The organism is Paenibacillus lupini (assembly GCF_011761355.1).
GTDB lineage: Bacteria > Bacillota > Bacilli > Paenibacillales > Paenibacillaceae > Pristimantibacillus > Pristimantibacillus lupini.
In genome coordinates, this window is record NZ_JAASRW010000012.1 from 104,784 (window position 1) to 122,576 (window position 17,793).

18 protein-coding genes and 1 riboswitch are annotated in these 17,793 nt (G+C 45.1%); of the genes, 13 read left to right on the top strand and 5 right to left on the bottom strand.

The window, feature by feature from the left end; translation table 11 throughout:
* Nucleotides 1-124: 124 nt before the first annotated feature.
* From FHS17_RS28470 to FHS17_RS28495, 6 genes are all read left to right on the top strand, one after another.
* A complete protein-coding gene (locus tag FHS17_RS28470; RefSeq protein WP_167282554.1) occupies nt 125-1,048 on the top strand; it encodes an AraC family transcriptional regulator in 924 nt (307 codons plus the stop codon).
* Between the two features lie 113 nt (nt 1,049-1,161).
* Nucleotides 1,162-1,265, top strand: a riboswitch (purine riboswitch).
* 124 nt (nt 1,266-1,389) lie between these two features.
* Nucleotides 1,390-1,992: a xanthine phosphoribosyltransferase gene (locus FHS17_RS28475; RefSeq protein ID WP_167282556.1), complete on the top strand. Its 603-nt coding sequence runs from the start codon at nt 1,390-1,392 to the stop codon at nt 1,990-1,992.
* Between the two features lie 2 nt (nt 1,993-1,994).
* On the top strand, nt 1,995-3,266 hold the full coding sequence (locus FHS17_RS28480; RefSeq protein WP_167282558.1) for a nucleobase:cation symporter-2 family protein: 1,272 nt from the start codon (nt 1,995-1,997) through the stop codon (nt 3,264-3,266).
* Between the two features lie 199 nt (nt 3,267-3,465).
* Nucleotides 3,466-4,338 (top strand): ABC transporter substrate-binding protein, encoded by an 873-nt coding sequence (locus tag FHS17_RS28485; protein ID WP_167282560.1) that lies wholly within the window; start codon nt 3,466-3,468, stop codon nt 4,336-4,338.
* Nucleotides 4,339-4,410: 72 nt separating this feature from the next.
* Nucleotides 4,411-5,082 (top strand): amino acid ABC transporter permease, encoded by a 672-nt coding sequence (locus FHS17_RS28490; RefSeq protein ID WP_167282562.1) that lies wholly within the window; start codon nt 4,411-4,413, stop codon nt 5,080-5,082.
* The gene (locus FHS17_RS28495) at nt 5,075-5,797 is read left to right on the top strand and encodes an ATP-binding cassette domain-containing protein (RefSeq protein WP_167282564.1); all 723 of its coding nucleotides are present in this window, start codon (nt 5,075-5,077) and stop codon (nt 5,795-5,797) included. Before FHS17_RS28490 ends, FHS17_RS28495 begins: the two co-directional genes overlap by 8 nt.
* Nucleotides 5,798-5,880: 83 nt before the next feature.
* Here the strand turns inward: FHS17_RS28495 and FHS17_RS28500 are convergent, their stop codons facing one another.
* The gene (locus tag FHS17_RS28500) at nt 5,881-7,146 is read right to left on the bottom strand and encodes an alkaline phosphatase (RefSeq protein ID WP_167282566.1); all 1,266 of its coding nucleotides are present in this window, start codon (nt 7,144-7,146) and stop codon (nt 5,881-5,883) included.
* A 144-nt stretch (nt 7,147-7,290) separates the two neighbouring features.
* The gene (locus tag FHS17_RS28505; protein WP_167282568.1) at nt 7,291-7,776 is read right to left on the bottom strand and encodes a CAP domain-containing protein; all 486 of its coding nucleotides are present in this window, start codon (nt 7,774-7,776) and stop codon (nt 7,291-7,293) included.
* A gap of 103 nt (nt 7,777-7,879) precedes the next feature.
* Between FHS17_RS28505 and FHS17_RS28510 the strand changes: the two genes are divergently transcribed.
* Nucleotides 7,880-8,359 carry a GAF domain-containing protein gene (locus tag FHS17_RS28510; protein ID WP_167282570.1) on the top strand — a complete coding sequence of 160 codons (480 nt, stop codon included), beginning with the start codon at nt 7,880-7,882 and terminating at the stop codon, nt 8,357-8,359.
* Between the two features lie 150 nt (nt 8,360-8,509).
* Nucleotides 8,510-8,644: a sporulation protein YjcZ gene (gene yjcZ, locus FHS17_RS28515; RefSeq protein WP_167282572.1), complete on the top strand. Its 135-nt coding sequence runs from the start codon at nt 8,510-8,512 to the stop codon at nt 8,642-8,644.
* 89 nt (nt 8,645-8,733) lie between these two features.
* Here yjcZ and FHS17_RS28520 read toward each other — a convergent pair whose 3' ends face one another.
* Nucleotides 8,734-9,723 (bottom strand): diaminopimelate dehydrogenase, encoded by a 990-nt coding sequence (locus tag FHS17_RS28520; protein ID WP_167282574.1) that lies wholly within the window; start codon nt 9,721-9,723, stop codon nt 8,734-8,736.
* 194 nt (nt 9,724-9,917) lie between these two features.
* On the opposite strand from FHS17_RS28520, the gene FHS17_RS28525 reads away from it, so the two are divergent.
* The 3 genes from FHS17_RS28525 to FHS17_RS28535 all read left to right on the top strand — a co-directional run bounded on the left by FHS17_RS28525 (nt 9,918) and on the right by FHS17_RS28535 (nt 14,160).
* Nucleotides 9,918-10,895: a CobW family GTP-binding protein gene (locus FHS17_RS28525; protein WP_167282576.1), complete on the top strand. Its 978-nt coding sequence runs from the start codon at nt 9,918-9,920 to the stop codon at nt 10,893-10,895.
* 96 nt (nt 10,896-10,991) lie between these two features.
* Nucleotides 10,992-11,450, top strand: a complete 459-nt coding sequence (locus FHS17_RS28530; RefSeq protein ID WP_167282578.1) for a hypothetical protein — start codon at nt 10,992-10,994, stop codon at nt 11,448-11,450.
* 226 nt (nt 11,451-11,676) lie between these two features.
* On the top strand, nt 11,677-14,160 hold the full coding sequence (locus FHS17_RS28535) for an EAL domain-containing protein (RefSeq protein ID WP_167282581.1): 2,484 nt from the start codon (nt 11,677-11,679) through the stop codon (nt 14,158-14,160).
* A gap of 65 nt (nt 14,161-14,225) precedes the next feature.
* Here FHS17_RS28535 and FHS17_RS28540 read toward each other — a convergent pair whose 3' ends face one another.
* Together FHS17_RS28540 and FHS17_RS28545 are read right to left on the bottom strand one after the other, a co-directional pair.
* On the bottom strand, nt 14,226-14,888 hold the full coding sequence (locus tag FHS17_RS28540; protein ID WP_167282583.1) for a hypothetical protein: 663 nt from the start codon (nt 14,886-14,888) through the stop codon (nt 14,226-14,228).
* A 97-nt stretch (nt 14,889-14,985) separates the two neighbouring features.
* Complete coding sequence (locus FHS17_RS28545; RefSeq protein WP_167282584.1) at nt 14,986-15,765, bottom strand: helix-turn-helix transcriptional regulator; 780 nt, start codon at nt 15,763-15,765, stop codon at nt 14,986-14,988.
* 137 nt (nt 15,766-15,902) lie between these two features.
* Here FHS17_RS28545 and pyk point away from each other — a divergent pair, with 137 nt between their 5' ends.
* Nucleotides 15,903-17,324: a pyruvate kinase gene (gene pyk, locus FHS17_RS28550; RefSeq protein WP_167282586.1), complete on the top strand. Its 1,422-nt coding sequence runs from the start codon at nt 15,903-15,905 to the stop codon at nt 17,322-17,324.
* A 91-nt stretch (nt 17,325-17,415) separates the two neighbouring features.
* Nucleotides 17,416-17,724, top strand: a complete 309-nt coding sequence (locus FHS17_RS31155; RefSeq protein ID WP_341805934.1) for a hypothetical protein — start codon at nt 17,416-17,418, stop codon at nt 17,722-17,724.
* The last annotated feature ends 69 nt before the right edge of the window (nt 17,725-17,793 follow it).

The following is a 17,793-nucleotide window of genomic DNA, read 5'->3' on the forward strand; positions in this document are numbered from 1 at the left end:
AGATTTCTCTTTATTATAAAGTAGCAGGTTCAAATAAAGCTTCTTGAAAGCAGTCTCCTTTATCTTGAAAACGGACATCCGTGTCAGGATAGGAGCAAGTTGCGATGAGGGGAGATGCAGCCTTATGACAGTAAGTTTGACTGCTTATGATAAGGAACAAGTCGATTATGTTGATCCAAATTTTCGGATGAAAATATGGACAATCACTCATCCGAGTCAAATCAATAGTCAGTATGGTCCTTGGCACTACCATGAAGAGGTGGAGTGGATTGCTGTTCTAGAGGGGACAATGACAATAGAGACAACAGCTCATCATTATCAGCTGAAAGGCGGCGATGTGGTGATGTTAGGCTCTAATGAGCTTCACCGCGCTCATAAATATGGACAATCTGATCTAGTCTATATGGTTTGCCATGTCGATATGACCGCTTTTATGGATCCGTCACTACTAACCTATCATGCTGCATGGACAGGCAGATCAGCCCATTTAACCTTATTAAATGAATCGATTATTAAAGCCCCGTCCGAAAGACAGGCGATGTATAATCTCCTCAATCAGATGCATCATGACATGACCTTTAAGCCTAGGGGCTACGAGCTTGCCGTAAATGCATGCTTTAAAAACATTTTGTATACGCTGATCCAAATAGACGATGCACACGTGATTACACCTATGGATCCGCAAATAGCCTTGAAATTGCGACCAGCGTTAAATTGTATCGAGCAGCAATTGGAATCAGCATGCCAAATCGCGGATATTAGCAGTCAGATGAATTACAATAGCAGTTATTTTGCCAAGCTGTTTAAGAAAGGGATGGGAATAACCTTTAATTCTTATGTTCAGATGCGCAGAATGAAGCGGGCTGAGCAACTCTTGCTGACAGAAGGATGGTCAGTAACCGAAATTAGCGGTAAGGTAGGCTTTACAAGTCCTGCTCAGTTTTATCATTTATTCAGAAGATATTTCGGCTGCACTCCGAGACAATATGTGAACCGCTACAGGCGGGATAAACAACTTACCTCTACCGCTGGTTCCTATGCTGACTAGACAGTACTAGACAGTACTTCTCACGGTCTAACGAACTCTGTGATTTCTTTTGGGAAAAATTTCTTGTTGTTATCTATTAAATATCTCTAGTAATATTAGAAATGCTTTTTTTTAAAATACTCATTTTTTCATCTCATATAATCATGGGAATATGGCCCATAAGTTTCTACCGGATAACCATTGTAACTATCCGACTATGAGTGATTCGCTTTTTTACATTTTACCTCAATGTTCTATGTAGTTCAGCGTACACGAAAATGGTTTTTGTAGGGACAGGCCACACTTAAGTTTTAGCTTAAGTGGCTTGTCCCTTTTTTATTCAACTAGAGGAGCGGAAGAGAATGAAGTTGCTACAAGATCGAATACGCAAAGAAGGATTGATATTGTCCAATACGGTACTTAAGGTCGACTCCTTCTTGAATCATCAAGTGGACACGGCGCTTGCATTAGAGATTGGGAAGGAATTTGCCAGACGGTTTGAGGACAAGACTATTACGAAGGTGCTGACGATTGAAGCAAGCGGCATACAATTTGCGATGGCTGTTGGCATCGCGCTTAATATTCCTTTTGTTTACGCCAAGAAGAAGAAGGCCATTACCCAATCCGAGCAGGTCTACTCCGCGTCTGTTCATTCTTTTACTAAGCAAGAAACCTATCAGGTGACGATATCGAAAAATTACTTGGGACCGGAAGATAAAGTGCTCATCGTGGACGACTTTCTTGCAACGGGTGCAGCGCTTGTTGGTTTAGTCCAAATCGTTAATGAAGCTGGAGCTGAACTGGCCGGCGTAGGTTGTGTGATTGAAAAAGGGTTTCAAGAGGGAAGAGGCTTGCTGGAGCAGATGAATGTGAGCGTTGAGTCGCTTGCCATTATATCTCGAATGGCTCCAGGGGAAATCTATTTTGAGGAGCCTGCCAAAGAGCTCGTAAAGGAGACCGTATAGATATGCTGGGCAAACAGAGAGCAATTACATTAGGATTTCAGCATGTCTTAGCTATGTACGCAGGTGCGGTTGTTGTACCATTAATAGTCGGCGCCGCACTCCATTTGAACAACACACAGATGGCATACTTGATTGCAGCAGATTTGTTTACATGTGGTCTTGCCACGCTCTTGCAGGTGTTGGGTACCAAATACTTTGGCAGCAGACTACCGGTTATACTCGGTTGTACGTTTACCGCGGTAGGTCCCATTATTGCGATTGCTTCGACCTCGAATTTGGCAACCGCTTATGGAGCGATTATATTATCTGGCTTATTTGTTGTATTGGCAGCACCGTTATACGGGAAGCTGTTAAAGTTCTTCCCTGTTATCGTCACCGGTTCGGTTGTTACCATTATTGGACTCTCCTTGATCCCCGTAGCAATGAATAATGTAGCGGGTGGTCAAGGAAGCAGCGATTTTGGCATGCCGCGTAATTTACTCTTGGCGCTATGTACACTTGTCGTTATATTGCTTGTGAATCGGTTCGCGAAAGGTTTCTTACAATCGATTTCCGTTCTGATCGGGCTTGCCGTTGGTACAATTGTGGCTTATTCGATGGGTATCGTTAGCTTTACTCCTGTATCGGAGGCTTCATGGTTCAACATCGTTCAGCCATTCTACTTTGGCACACCGCAGTTTAACCTAACCGCTGTTTTCACCATGATTATCGTCAATATTGTAAGTATGGTGGAATCTACAGGCGTCTATTTAGCTGTCGGCCGAGCAACGGATCAGAAGGTTGAGCAGAAGCAGATCATTAACGGACTGCGTTCCGAAGGGGCAGCGATTATGCTAGGCGGCTTATTTAATGCATTTCCATACACAGCTTTTTCGCAAAATGTTGGCTTGATCACGCTCACTCGCGTGAAGACCCGTGACGTCATTTTTGCAGCTGGCGGCATTATGGTTATACTCGGTCTGCTGCCGAAGCTTGCTGCTATTACAACCGTTATCCCAAATGCTGTGCTTGGCGGAGCGATGATAGTTATGTTCGGCTCCGTTGCGGCATCCGGTATCTCGATCTTGTCCGAAGTGGATTTACGCAAGGAGCGTAACCTGCTCATCGCAGCCTGCAGCATTGCTGTTGGTCTCGGGTCATCTGCAGTCCCACAAATTTTCGACCAATTGCCGGATTTTGCTAAGATGCTGCTTCAGAACGGAATCGTAACCGGATCCGTTACAGCCATTCTGCTGAACTTGCTTTTATCCAATAAGAATAACTCAGAGGCTTGAATATAGAAGGATGAATTTATTAACAAATAAGTTGCAGGAAGAATTGTCTTGAAAATGGGAAAGCTTCCTTAGAAGATTGTTTTTAGGCCTAATGCCTTAAAAAACTGAAAATAATGGGAGAATAAACCTGTATCTTTATGCGTGATTATGAATTATAATCAACTAGTTTTTAATGAACAGACATCAGGAGTTGAATAACATGACAGTAAAAAAAAGCTTAGTTTTTATTTTAACATTAGTTGTCGTGTTGTCGCTGGCGGCTTGCGGCGGTAACAAAAACAACGGAAATAACTCTTCTTCTAATGCATCTGAAAGCCCAGCTGCTTCCGCAGATAATGGTGCTGCAGAAGCGACAGGCAAGTTGGCGGACATTAAGAAGGCTGGCAAAATCGTACTCGGAACAAGCGCGGAATATGCGCCGTATGAGTTTCATAAGAATGTAGATGGTAAAGATCAAATCGTTGGTTTTGACATCGAGATCGCGAAAGAAGTAGCAAAGGATCTGGGTGTTGACCTGGAGATTAAAGATATGGACTTCGGCAACCTGCTTGCAGAGCTGAAGCTTGGCAAAATCGACTTCGTTATCGCTGGTATGACACCAGATGAGGAGCGTGCGAAAGCAGTAGACTTCTCGAAAATTTATTACGAAGCGAAGCAAGGTGTCCTTGTACGTGCTGCGGATAAAGATAAATTCAATACGATGGCTAATCTTGAAGGCAAAGCCATTGGTGTTCAAATGGGCTCCACTCAAGAGAAAATCGCTCAAGGCATCAAAGGCGCTAAGCTGAAATCTTTGGGTAAAACAACGGATTTGGTTCTTGAACTGAAATCGCAAAAGGTGGATGCTCTGATCGCCGAGCTTCCAGTAGCTCAAGGTTACGCTAATGTAAATTCGGATTTATTCTTATCGGCTATTTCACCTGAGTACGAGAACAGCGGATCTGCTGTTGCTGTTAATAAAGGGGAAGCTGATCTTTTGGCAGAGATTCAAAAAACGCTTGATCATCTGACTGCAGACAAGAAGATTGATCAATGGGTATCGGAAATGACAGCTGTTTCGGAGAAAGAATAGAAACCATCAGGGAAATAGGGGAGTAATCGCTATTTCCCTTTTTACGTAAATACAAAAGGCAGGGTTGACATCATGGAACTAGCGTATAATTGGGATTTTTCTTTTCTAAACGACTATGGCTCTTATTACTGGACAGGTATCAGGATGACCTTGGAAGTTTCCTTGCTTGCTGTCCTTAGCGGACTTATATTAGGGACGCTGGTATCCTTTTTGCGTCTATCGGGACTATGGCCGCTTCGTTTGATCGGATCGGTATATGTTGAAATTATTCGCGGGACACCACTTATCGTCCAGCTGTTCTTGTTTAACTACGGACTACCGATTTTCCTAGGATTTGATATCGGAATCTTTACGGCTGCATACCTGGCTCTTACCATTAACAGCGCTGCGTACATCGCTGAGATTATGAGAGCAGGGATCCAAGCGGTTGATAAAGGTCAAATGGAGGCTGCCCGTTCGCTAGGAATGTCGAGAAGCCTTGCGATGCGCCAGATTATTCTTCCTCAAGCTTTCAAAAATGTCCTTCCTGCGCTTGGCAACGAGTTTGTTGTTGTAGTAAAAGAATCCTCGGTGCTATCCGTTATCGGCTTCGCTGAATTGACTTATCAGGCGAATGCGATTCGAGGAGCGACATTTATTTCGATAGAGCCTATGCTTATATCGGCGCTTATCTATTTCGTCTTGATCTTTACGATGTCCAAGCTGCTTGGCATTGGCGAGCGGAGGTTGAAAACAAGTGATTAAAGTTAGTGGACTGAAGAAGTCATTTGGCAAAGCCAATATTCTAAACGGTATTGATGCAGAGATCGCCAAAGGCGAAGTTGTCGTTGTTATTGGACCAAGTGGTTCAGGCAAAAGTACGTTCCTCAGATGTCTGAATTTGCTCGAGACGCCTACTGGCGGAGAGATTGAATATGAAGGCAAGCTGCTGACGGACCGTAAAGTGAATATCAATGAACTGCGTCAAAGCATGGGCATGGTATTCCAGCAGTTTAACCTGTTCCCGCATAAGACGGTTCTGGAGAACGTGACTCTTGCCCCAATCAAGGTACAGAACATGTCGAAGGCTGAAGCGGAGAAGATTGGTGTTGAACTGCTTCGCCGCGTTGGGCTAGAGGGCAAGCAGGATGCCTATCCGAATCGTTTGTCCGGCGGGCAAAAGCAGCGTGTAGCCATCGCCCGTGCGCTAGCGATGCACCCTCACGTTATGCTGTTTGACGAGCCTACATCAGCGCTTGATCCTGAGATGGTCGGCGAGGTTCTGGATGTGATGAAGTCCCTTGCGAAAGAGGGGATGACGATGGTCATCGTAACCCATGAGATGGGCTTCGCACGTGAAGTAGGAGACCGTTTATTGTTTATCGACGGTGGTTTGATTGTTGAGCAAGGACCTCCTCGGGAAGTGTTTAGCAATCCGCAGCATCCGCGGACGAAGGAGTTTCTCAGCAAAGTATTGTAAGTAACGGAAAAAGAGACTTCTCTTGAGCGTAGACGCTCATGGGAAGTCTCTTTCGTTTTGCGCGGATTTTATTGTCGGGGGAATTATTTCTTAACTGTAATGCCCATCGCTTGAGCGAGCTTGCTGAAGATTTGTGTATTCTCATAAATACCGGAGAAGATCTCAGCCCCTGCACCTGTTACGGTAACCGGCACATCTACACCTGTATGTCCGGATGTTGTCCAGTCCACTACAAAGCTCATTTTGGAGTTGGCAATGGCAAATGGTCCGTCTTCACCAGAGATGGTTGCACCATCGGTGGACTCATCCGAAGCATCAACTTCTTCTACTGAGAAGCCGCCTGTTTCATGGTCAGCAAGGACGAGGACAAGCGTATCTGGATGCTTCTTAGCGAAATCTTTGGCTACTTTAACGGATTTGTCCAGCTCTTGACCGGCTTTGATCGTCAGTTTCGCGTTATTGTTGTGAGCCATTTCATCCGTCGCTTCTTCTTCAACCATAAGGAAGAAGCCTTTTTTGTTGGTAGAAAGGGTATCAAGCGCCTTTTTCGTCATGTCAGGCAAAGATACGATTGGATTGTACACATCGCCTTGGCCTTCAGGTTTTTGCTGGAACATTTCTTCGTTTGCGAACAGGCCAAGCAGCTTGCCTTTGGCTTTCGACATATCCGTTTTGTTCGTCACGTAAGTATATCCAAGCGACTTCGCCTTTTTGACAAGGTCGCCTTGTGTCCCTTTACTTTTCTCGGAAGGATCAGCTGGTGTCTCGTCTTTGAAAGCACCAGTATTCCCAGCTGGGAACCAGAAGTCTTCGCCGCCGCCGAGCAGCACGTCAACTTTTGATTTCGTTAAATATTGCAGGGCGATATCGCTCTGCTTGGAACGATCTTCAACATGGGAAGCGAAAGCGGCTGGCGTTGCATCTGTAATTTGGCTTGTTGTAACAAGACCGGTAGACATGCCTTTATCCTTCGCATATTCCATAATTGTTTTAACGCTTTTCTTATTCGCATCCACGCCTATTGCGCCATTATAAGTTTTCACACCGCTTGCATAAGCGGTTGCAGAGGCAGCAGAGTCTGTGATTGCTGTTGTGGAGCTTGTATGGATCAGACCAACGTACGGCATCGAATCCATAGCCAGTTGTCCGGTTTCACCTACTGTTGCAAGACGAATTGCATCACGCTGAGCCGTCCCCATGCCGTCGCCGACGAAGAGAACAACATTTTTTGCTTTAGTTGTAGCTGCCTCAGCCTTGTAATTTCCTTGAATCCCTGTGTAGCTTGTTATGACAAGAGCGGCTGCCGCTGTCCCGATTAATGCCGTTTTCCAACCTGTGATGACTTTCATTGCTAATATCTCCTCCTATTAGATCGCTCTGTTACAACTGCATCTTACCGAGCTTCTATTAAGAGAATGTATGGGACAAGTGTAGGTTTTGTAAATTGCTTACATAAATAGGAGTGAGGTAGTGGTTTTAGTGTTAAAACAGGCCTAGAGCCTTACGAATTCCTGCACCCAATAGGACCGATATCGACTATCCGCTGTTCCTGGTGCATAGCCGACTCCTAGATGAGTGAATTTTGGTGATAAAATGTTAGCGCGGTGGCCGGGACTGTTCATCCAAGCTTCCATCACGGCTGCTGGCGTTCGCTGCCCGGCAGCAATATTCTCGCCATAAGCGGTCCACTCTACGCCATATTGAGTTAGCATTTGTCCAGGAGTTCCATAAGTAGGGGAAACATGATCAAAGTAATTGTTATCCCGCATATCTAATGCTTTTATTTCAGCTACCTCAAATAGAATCTCAAGTCTGCTAAGAGGTAGTAAACCCGCTTGTATGCGTTCCTCATTTACAAGAGCAAATACTTCATCCGCAAAAGTAGTTTCCTGCAAAGGAAACAAAAGCTCCGTTTTATGATTAGTAGAAGTCTTTTTTGTTGCTGATTTCCGCTTTGTCACCGTTTTCTTCTTCGTCACCCAATTATCCCCCTAATCGATCAAGCTGGAATATGATATTCTATTCATACAATCAAGTCTTGTTTGGATGGTTGGTCAGGTTGATAGAGTAGGAGTGATCATAATGTTTAACGGAAGCTTGTATACAGGTACAAGAGAAGAGAATTATACGCTGCTTATCAAGCAATTAGCGGCACTAGTGGAGGACGAGCGCAGCAGAATTGCCAATCTGGCGAATGCATCAGCACTGCTGCAGCAGTTTCTTGAAGATATTAATTGGGTAGGTTTTTATTTGCTTGAAGGGGACGAGCTGGTGCTTGGTCCTTTCCAGGGGAAACCGGCTTGTACGCGGATTGCAGTTGGAAGAGGAGTATGCGGCACTTCTATTGCGCGTAAGGAAGCGATCCTGGTTGATGATGTTCATCAATTCCCAGGACATATCGCCTGCGACAGCGCCTCTAATTCGGAGATTGTTATACCGCTGTACAGCGGCGGCCAGCTTATTGGGTTACTTGATATCGACAGCCCGCTGTTTAGCCGGTTCGACGAAACAGACCTGCAGTATTTGACCATTTTTACAGAGCGGTTAGGCGAATATCTGTAAAAGTTAAGGAAAGAATAGGTCCAAGCTCAGCTCCTTGGATTATGTGCATGTAATACGAAAATTGAGCAAACGCACAATTTTGGTATATGCCTATACCCTTTGGGTTTTTAAACATAGGATACTGTACATTAGTTTAAAGGAGATGAACAAATGAGCTACGGAGTAGGTCCAGTTGCAGGAGGCTACGGCGGCGGTTATCCGCACGGTGGAGGCCAATCTTCATTCGGATTCATTCTCGTCCTCTTTATTCTGCTAGTTATCATAATCAGATCCGTTTGGTTATAATCCAGCACTAATCTAGACTTGCTGGTAATAGAAAAAAGGCTGCACCTCGCCAAATGGCGTCGTGCAGCCTTTTTTATTGTCGCTTGTCCCTACAGAAGCTCGCGACGCAGCTCTTCAGCCGATTTGGGAGACAGGAGGCCAAACGGAATATCGAAGACCGTTTTGGCACCGGATTGGCCGCTTGCGCTCAGGCGTTGTGCCGCTCTTGCGTAAGCAACAAGTACGCTTGCCGTAAATTCAGGATTGCTCTCCAGCTTAAGTCCGAATTCAATCAGCTGCTTTGTACCTTCACCCGTTACGCCGCTGCGAATGACGAAGCCGCCGTGAGGCATGCCTTGATGCTCGGATTTCAATTGCTCTTCGGTAATGAAAGTAACAGTTGTATCATAATCGGAGAAATAGTTCGGCATATTTACAATCGTTTGGCGGATTTGCTCTTGGTCAGCGCCTTCCTCCGCAACGACGTAACATTCACGCAGATGTTTCTCACGTGTCGTAAATTCAGGTGTTTCACCCGAACGGATACGGTCAATCACGTTTTGAACAGGGACCGTATATTGCACGCCGCCTTTTACGCCTGGTACACGGCGGATCGCATCCGAGTGGCCTTGGCTGACACCTTTGCCCCAGAACGTATAATCTTTGCCTTCCGGCAGGATCGCTTCAGCAAGCAGACGGTTCAGTGAGAACAGGCCTGGATCCCAGCCAGTGGAAATAACGCTCAGGTTGCCATTGCTTGAAGCTGCTTTATTAACGGCCTCGAAGAACTCTGGAATTTTCGCATGGGTATCGAAGCTGTCAACGGTATTGAACATACTCGCAAGGAATGGAGTTTGTTCAGGAAGGTCGGTTGCCGATCCTCCACACAAAATCATAACGTCGATTTTACCTTTATAGGACTCGGCATTGGAGATGGATTCAAAACGAACACCTTCCGTGCTTGCTGCCAGATCAGAAGGCTCCCTCCGAGTGAAGATAGCAACCAGCTCCATGTCGCTGTTTTGCGCAATGGCTTTATGTACACCTTTTCCAAGATTTCCGTAACCTACGATGCCAATTTGAATCTTTTGATTGCTCATTGTGAAGCTCCCTTCTAGGATTTGTATTAGCGGATAACTCTTAACATCCTAACATGTCATGTAAGATATGTCTATGGCTCTTCGTTATTATAAACAGCGTTGGAACGATACATCCTCCTACAAGAAACATTGTTGCAGACACTGCGAGAGCGCTATAATGAAGGGAATAACGGAAGATGAAAGGGAACACAAATATGAATGACTCTATAGTACCTATTTATTTGCTGTCTGGCTTTCTTGGCAGCGGCAAAACGACATTGCTTACCGGGCTGTTGGATAACTGGAAGTCGCGAGGGCTTAAGACAGCCGTAATTATGAATGAATTAGGCGATATCAATTTGGACGGACAAATGGTCGGCGATGATGTTCCGATGTCGGAAATGCTGAGCGGCTGCATCTGCTGCACGATTCGAAGCGATCTGAGCCTGGAGATAAAAACCCTTATCGATGAACATAAGCCTGATGTAATTGTTATTGAATCTACAGGGGCTGCCAACCCAATGGAGATTATGGATGGCGTAACGGAAGCGGCTCTATACTGCAAGATCGAGCTGAAAGCCGTTATTACGGTAGTGGATGGACCAGAGCTGCTGCAGCGAAACCGTAATGGAAAAGGCAAAACGTTTAAGCTGATGCGCGAGCAAATAAAATGTGCAACAAAGCTGCTGCTTAATAAAATCGATAAGCTGGAGCCGGACGAGCTGGTAGAGGCGCAGCAGCTGCTAAGAGAAATGAACGCAGTAGCTTATATGATCCCTACAATCCGCTGTAAGGTGGATGATTGGGCAGCTCTGGAAGGAACAGCGGAAGACGTTATATTAACCTCGTCCGGTCAGAAGGAGCATGAACATAGTCATGATGGTGGTCATCATCATACCCATGAGCATGTTATGGTGATGACTCATTATATGAATGGGGCGGTAGACAGCGAGAAATTTGAGGCTTTTCTCAAGCAGCTGCCAGACCATGTGTATCGTGCAAAAGGGATTGTTTCCTTCTCGGATACGGCAAGCCGGTTCTTGTTCCAATATGCCTATCGGGAAACCGACTTTATTCGGATTACTCCGCAGGGCGACGTGAATGACGTTGCTGTTTTTATTGGTGAGCATTTCTCCAAGGAGATGGTGCTCGAGGAACTTCTTAAACTCGAACATCAAGAATCGACAGAATAATTAGTAAAGCGACATGGCCATGTCTAATCAATCGTATGCTTGGGAAAAATAATCCAGTAGGCATCACGAATTTTGATTAGGAAGGTGTGGCAAAGCATGAACAGAAAATGGATCATTAGCACATTAACAGCAACGATGCTGCTGCTTGCAGCTCCAGTCTATGCGGCTCAGCTGGAGGATGCTGCGCAGGATAAGCGTGTAGAGGAGCATGGTCATCACCATGGGCTGCACGGCAAGGACAGAGAGGCGCATAGACTTGAGAAGCTCCGTTATATGGCGGATTATTTCGGAATTAAGACAGAAGGCAAGACGGCTGAGCAGCTCAAAACAGAACTCGAGGCTGCGAAGCTGAAAGATAAAGCAAAATGGGAAGCTTTCAAGGCTGAGCATAAAGCGAAGCTCTTGGAGCATTTGCGTGAGAAGGCCAAAGAAAACGGCATTGCCACAGAAGGCAAAACAGCTGAGCAGCTTCGTGAGGAGCTTCATAAGCTTCACCGTATGCATCATAAGAGTGGAGCGCAGCCAGAGCCGCAGCGTGATGTGAAGCAGGGCTAAATAAAGAAAAGAGGCAGTTGGAGGCATAAATGCGCTTCAACTGCCTCTTTCTTTTTGACCAGGTACAAAGTTACAAAATCCGACATTATCCTGTCGAAAAAATGATTATATTGTAATAATAATTGCTAGTTTTCCGTTGAATTTATCTTATTTTGTCAAGTATACTAGAACCATATCATAAACTGGAAAAAACGAAAGATAGGTCTAGAGGCGGAGGAGGATAGATTTGAAGAAATTAAGGCTCAGCATCGCACAGAAACTGATTACTGCATTGGGAGTTCTTATGCTGTTGTCTTATTCTTTAGTTGTTTCTGTCTATCTTACCAAGCTCTATGACACTAGCCTGCAGAAGGGCGAGCTGCTTGCACAAAAACAATCTATCCAATATATCGACGAAATTACTCAATCCATTAATAGAAGTTTATCCTCGCTGACAATGGTAAGAGATGGGCTGCTGCAAATGCGTATGGATTCGGTACAAAATCGTCCCTATGCCGTGCATTTGCTGGAAGCGGTTGTACGAAATAATCCTGATTTAATAGGTGCTTATACGATATGGGAACCAAATTCCTTCGATAACGAGGATGCCAGCCATCAACTGACGAGCAGTTACGATGATGTCACAGGCCGATTTATTCCCTATGTAGTACGTACGAATGATGGTCTAATTACGATTCCTTCCGTTGACTATAGTGAGTTGAATGATAAAGGAGACTATTATCAGGTCGCTAAGCAATCGAAGAAGTTTACGCTGCTGGATCCCTATCCCTACGATCTGAATGGAAAGGAGATAATCGTAACCTCTTTTATCCTTCCGATAATGGATGAGAACGGGCAGTTTCTTGGTATTGTTGGTGGTGACATTTCACTGCAAACGGTGCAGGAGAAGATTCGCAACATCCGTCCATTGAATGGCCATGCAAGTATTATCACCTCAAATGACTATTACTTGGCAAACGGTGCTTACCCGGATCTTGTTATGAAGCCCTACCAGATATGGGAGAACGGCGGCTCCATCAGCGATTATAAAAAGCATTTCGCAACGATACAATACACCTCCGATCGTCATATAAAAGGGCAAATGCTGCGGATGATTATCCCGATCCCAATTCAAGACTTTACCTGGCATTTCGAGATGGCCATTCCGAAAAACAATATGTTAACAGAGTATTACTCATCACTTTGGAACTCTATTATTATTGCTGCCATTACCCTTATATTAATGTCTTTACTTGCGCTGCTGCTTCTGAAAAAGATCGTACTCGAAAATATTAAGAAGGTTATCCAGGTTACCTCTGCCGTTGCAATTGGCAATGAGAAGCAGAAGCTGGATATTCGGACGAATGATGAGTTTGAGACGATGGCTAATCATTTTAACCGAATGGTGGACTTCCGTAAAGAAGCGGAGCATTTGATTCAGCATCAGGCTACACATGATCTGGTAACCGGGTTCCCTAATCGTTACGGCTATACGCGGTACATAGAGATGAAGATAAATAGTGATAAGCATGTTGCACTGCTCTATATCGATTTAGATCGTTTCAAGATTATTAACGAAACGTTGGACTATACGATGGGGGATTTGCTGCTAAAGCTAGTCGGGAACCGGATTGTTGAGGTTACTGGAGAGTCCGGTCATGTCTACCGTTTTGGCGGTGATGAATATGTTGTACTGCTTGATGAGATTAGCAGCGCGGGACAAGCTGCAGCTATAGCGGCGCAGATTTTGAGTGTAATTGCAGAGCCGATTAAGATGAATGGGCGGCTCTTCTATCTGACGGCCAGCATCGGAATGAGCGTACAGCAGGAATGGACACCGGAAACAGGTGATCGGCTTGTGAAGGAATCGGATATCGCCCTGTATGTGGCGAAGAAGCAGCGGAATACGTATAGGCTGTACTCACCGATGATGAATAACGTACCAACGAAGGAACTCATATTAGAGAACAGTATGTTCGAGGCGCTGGAGAGCAACCAATTTATGCTTCATTATCAGCCAAAGCTTGAGATCGGAACTGGTCGTATTCATGGTGTTGAGGCGCTGCTTCGCTGGAAGCACCCAGAGTTTGGCATGGTATCTCCTCTTGAATTTATTCCGATAGCGGAGAAGACAGGCTTTATTATTTTGCTTGGAGAATGGGTGCTGCGGACGGCTTGCCGGCAGGTTAAGCAGTGGGAACTGATGGGGCTGGATTCTATCCTGGTCAGTGTAAATATGTCGATGATGCAGTTCCAACAGAAGAACATTGTTCAAAGTATCCAATCGATTATTACGGAGGAAGGCGTTAGATCGGAGCAGATCGAGCTGGAATTAACCGAATCAATATTTATGGAAAATCCGGAGCATACCCTTCGAATTTTGCATGAGCTTCAAGAGCTTGGCCTGCAATTATCGTTGGATGACTTTGGCACGGGGTACTCCTCACTCAGTTACTTGCAGAACATCCCGATTCATTATTTAAAGCTGGATAAATCATTTATCCGCGGCATCGTAACCGATATACGGAAGCAGATGATATTCAAATCCATTATCGTGATCGCCCATAACCTGAATATGATGGTTGTTACGGAAGGTGTGGAGACGGCCGAGGAGCTGCAAATTATTAAGGAACACAACTGTGATTTGATGCAGGGCTATCTGTTTAGTCCACCGGTCACACCGGAACGATTCGTAGAATTATTCCAATCCGTTAAAGCTTCAGGTGAATAGTGATGTGCGAAAAGCGAAAAAAGGGCGCTCCTATTGTCGGGATGACAATAAGAGCGCCTTTGCTGTTATATGGTCCATTGGGAATGCACAATCGCGCTTATATACCAAGTTCCGTCTTGCTGTTCCAGCACGAGTATGAGGCTTTCCCAATCCATTCCGCTATATTCGGGATCAAACCCGCTGAAGTGATAATCGAAGAAGGTGCTGCCTTGGAAAACATCCTGGATATTGACCAGCGTATTCCCTTGACCAAGCACTTTATTATGACCAATTGCTTCAGCTTCCGCAAAATTTTGATCATAAATGAACTTCTTGTAGTAATCACCAAAGCTTAAGGATATTGGCTCGCCTGAACCGTCAAAGCTTCCCCACTCATACACTTTTGGGTCCTCAAGAGTTGGAAGTTCACCAGCATGAAACGTCATTGCATTGTCCGTCTCGATATGAGCATAAGGGGAAAATAGCAGCCCTTTTTCTGGATGAATGTAGGATGTGAGTGCTTCTAAATCTTGCTGTTGTAATGCGGTCATGATTGCTTTGGCAGCCTCTTCAGCAGTAGCCGCATGAGGGGCTGAAGGGCTAGGTGCTGGTGAAGCAGAAGGCTCAACCGACGGTGAGGTCGATGGTGATGGATTCGGTACGGGAGACAATGAAGTGTCGTTCCCACCTAGTCCAAAACAGCCGCTAAGAAGCAGAAGCACGGTAAGTATACTCAATTGACGCAGCATGAGCTTCCCTCCATTTCAGTTCTATTATCCTCCTAAACGAAAAACAGACTCGAATGTTGCGGTTTCACTCTATTTTCCACTACTGCCCTGTGAGTTGTTAAGGGATTGGTGTTGGCCGATCCTTCATATAGGCGGTTGGGATCTTCCCGGTCTCGCGTTTGAAAATTCGCTGGAAGTAGGAGAGGTCGCGGTAACCTACAGATTCAGCAATTTCCCCTACGGTAAGTGTCGAATCAATCAGCAGATATATGGCTTTTTTTACCCTGGCCTTATGCACGTATTCACTAATCGTTTGTCCGGTTACCCGGCGAAACAATGTAGCCGCATAATTGGGGGACTTGTGAATATGCTCGCCAAGCTCTTCTTTTGTAATTTTCTGCGGGTAGTAATTCTTAATATAGTTCTTCATTCGTTCTACCTGCTGATGGGCGGCGGAAGTAGCAGGTCCTTCATCAAGCTCTCGATTCCAAAGCGCCAGACATTCATACAGAATAGCAAGGCCAAGTATATCCGCATACAGATGCTTCTCTGTCCATTCGTTATGCATCGTTTTAATCCGTTCAAGGATCAATTCATAAGCGCCAATCCGTGATTTCATATAATGACTACTTTGCAGAATGGGGAGTGGAGAATCGGTTACCGTAAATTCAATGACGTATTTTTCATGAAACACAGTTGGCACACATTTGCCATAATACGATTGGCTGGCAGGAATGAATAAGAAATCTCCTTTCTCCAAAATGACTTTTTCATGCTCAATCCAGTAAACCACTTTGCCATAGCTCACCAATATGAGTGTGCACGCGCCTTCCGGCCGATTGCCGTCATCGAACCATTCGCTTCCTCGATCTTGTCTCACTTGTGTCAGGCGCAGCATTGTTCCAAGTTCCTCCTCACTTTATCGTACTATGTTTCTATAAGAGTACTATAATTCATAGTCTGTTGGGAAGAAACGAGCTACAATATGGTTATCAATGTTCACCAGACTTGTACAACCAGGAGGAATAAGACATTATGCGCAAGACGAAAATTGTTTGTACCATGGGACCAGCATGTGAATCGAAAGAAGTATTAATCGACATGATTAATGCAGGGATGAATGTTGCACGTTTGAATATGGCTCACGGTGAGCTCGAAGATCATGCGGGACGTATTGCAAAAATTCGGGAAGCTGCAGCTGCTACTAACAGTGTTGTCGCTATCCTGCTTGATATTAAAGGTCCAGAGGTTCGGATCGGCAAACTGGAGGAAGCTTCGTACCTGCTGAAGGTTGGCGAGAAGCTCACTCTGACGACGGAAGAAATTATCGGTAATGGCGAGCGTATTCATGTGAATTATGCGGAACTGCCTCAAGTTGTAAACCCTGGCAACAAAATTTTGCTGGATGACGGCTTGATCGAAATGGAAGTTGCAGTGGTTAACGGGACAGAGATCGAGTGTACGATTCTGAACGGCGGCGTTATTAAAGCGAGAAAAGGCGTTAACCTGCCGGGTATCCGCACGACACTGCCAGGAGTAACTGAGCGTGACATCCGTCATATCCTCTTTGGTATTGAGCAGAAAATTGATATTATCGCTCCTTCCTTCGTAAGAAGAGCGGAAGATATTTTGCAGATCCGCGAATTGCTTCGTGAGAGTGGCGCAGGTCATATTCAAATTATTTCGAAGATCGAGAATGAAGAAGGCGTTAATAATCTGGATTCCATTATTGAAGCATCTGACGGCATTATGGTTGCCCGCGGCGACCTTGGTGTAGAGGTTCCGGCTTGGGATGTACCGATGATTCAACGCGAGATGATTACAAAATGTAATGCTGCTGGCAAAGTTGTTGTCGTTGCAACGCAAATGCTGGATTCGATGCAAATTAACCCTCGTCCATCCCGTGCGGAAGTTAGTGACGTGGCGAACGCTGTTCTTCAAGGAACCGATGCTATTATGTTGTCTGGTGAAACAGCTGCCGGCAAATATCCCGTACAATCGGTTAGCATGATGGCTTCGATTGCGGTGAAGGCAGAATCCATGCTTGATTATTTTGAAGGCTTCCAACAACGTAGAAACGCACAGCCAACGACAATTACGGAAGTGATCAGCCAAGCGGTAGTAAGCTCCTCCCTTGAGCTTGATGCGAAAGCTATTGTAACGCCAACAGAGAGTGGCTTTACAGCTCGTATGGTATCGAAATACCGTCCGAAATCGCCAATCATTGCTGTTGCTTCTGATGAAAAAGTACTACCTCGCCTCGCAATCATGTGGGGAGTTATTCCGGTTAAAGGCGGCAGACCTAACTCGACAGACGATATTTTTGAATCAGCTTTAACGAATGGCGGAAGCACAGGCCTCTTGGAAAAAGGCGACTATGTTGTCATTACAGCAGGTACTCCAACAGGTAAAGCCGGCGCAACCAATCTTGTGAAAATCGCACAATACGGCCTATAATAGTTATATATAACGGCGAAGCACGCCCATCTAAAACATCTCGTGATGTTTTAGGTGGGCGTTTTTATTTTCTAATTAAGGGAGAGAGGTTATGAACTCATTTGAAACTGCGCACAGTGATTGGTTGGAGGGGCATAAGGCGAGAAGAAGCGGTGAGCGAAAAGGAAGGCTTGAAAGGGGACATCAACATGCGGAGAAGCTCTTTCTCCAGCAGGTGTGGTGGCCGCTGATAGGCTCATTAGAACAATTACACCCTGAATATGAAATCCTTGATTGGAGGGGGAAATCGTATTTTGCTGATCTAGCGTGGTTACCAGGGCATGTGAAATTTGTGTTTGAGATTAAGGGATATGGACCCATGTTACAGATATGGACCGAAGGCGTTATTCGGATGAATTGAATAGAGAAACATTTATACAGGGTATTGGATTTCGTGTTGTTTCGTTTGCTTATGATGATGTAGCATATC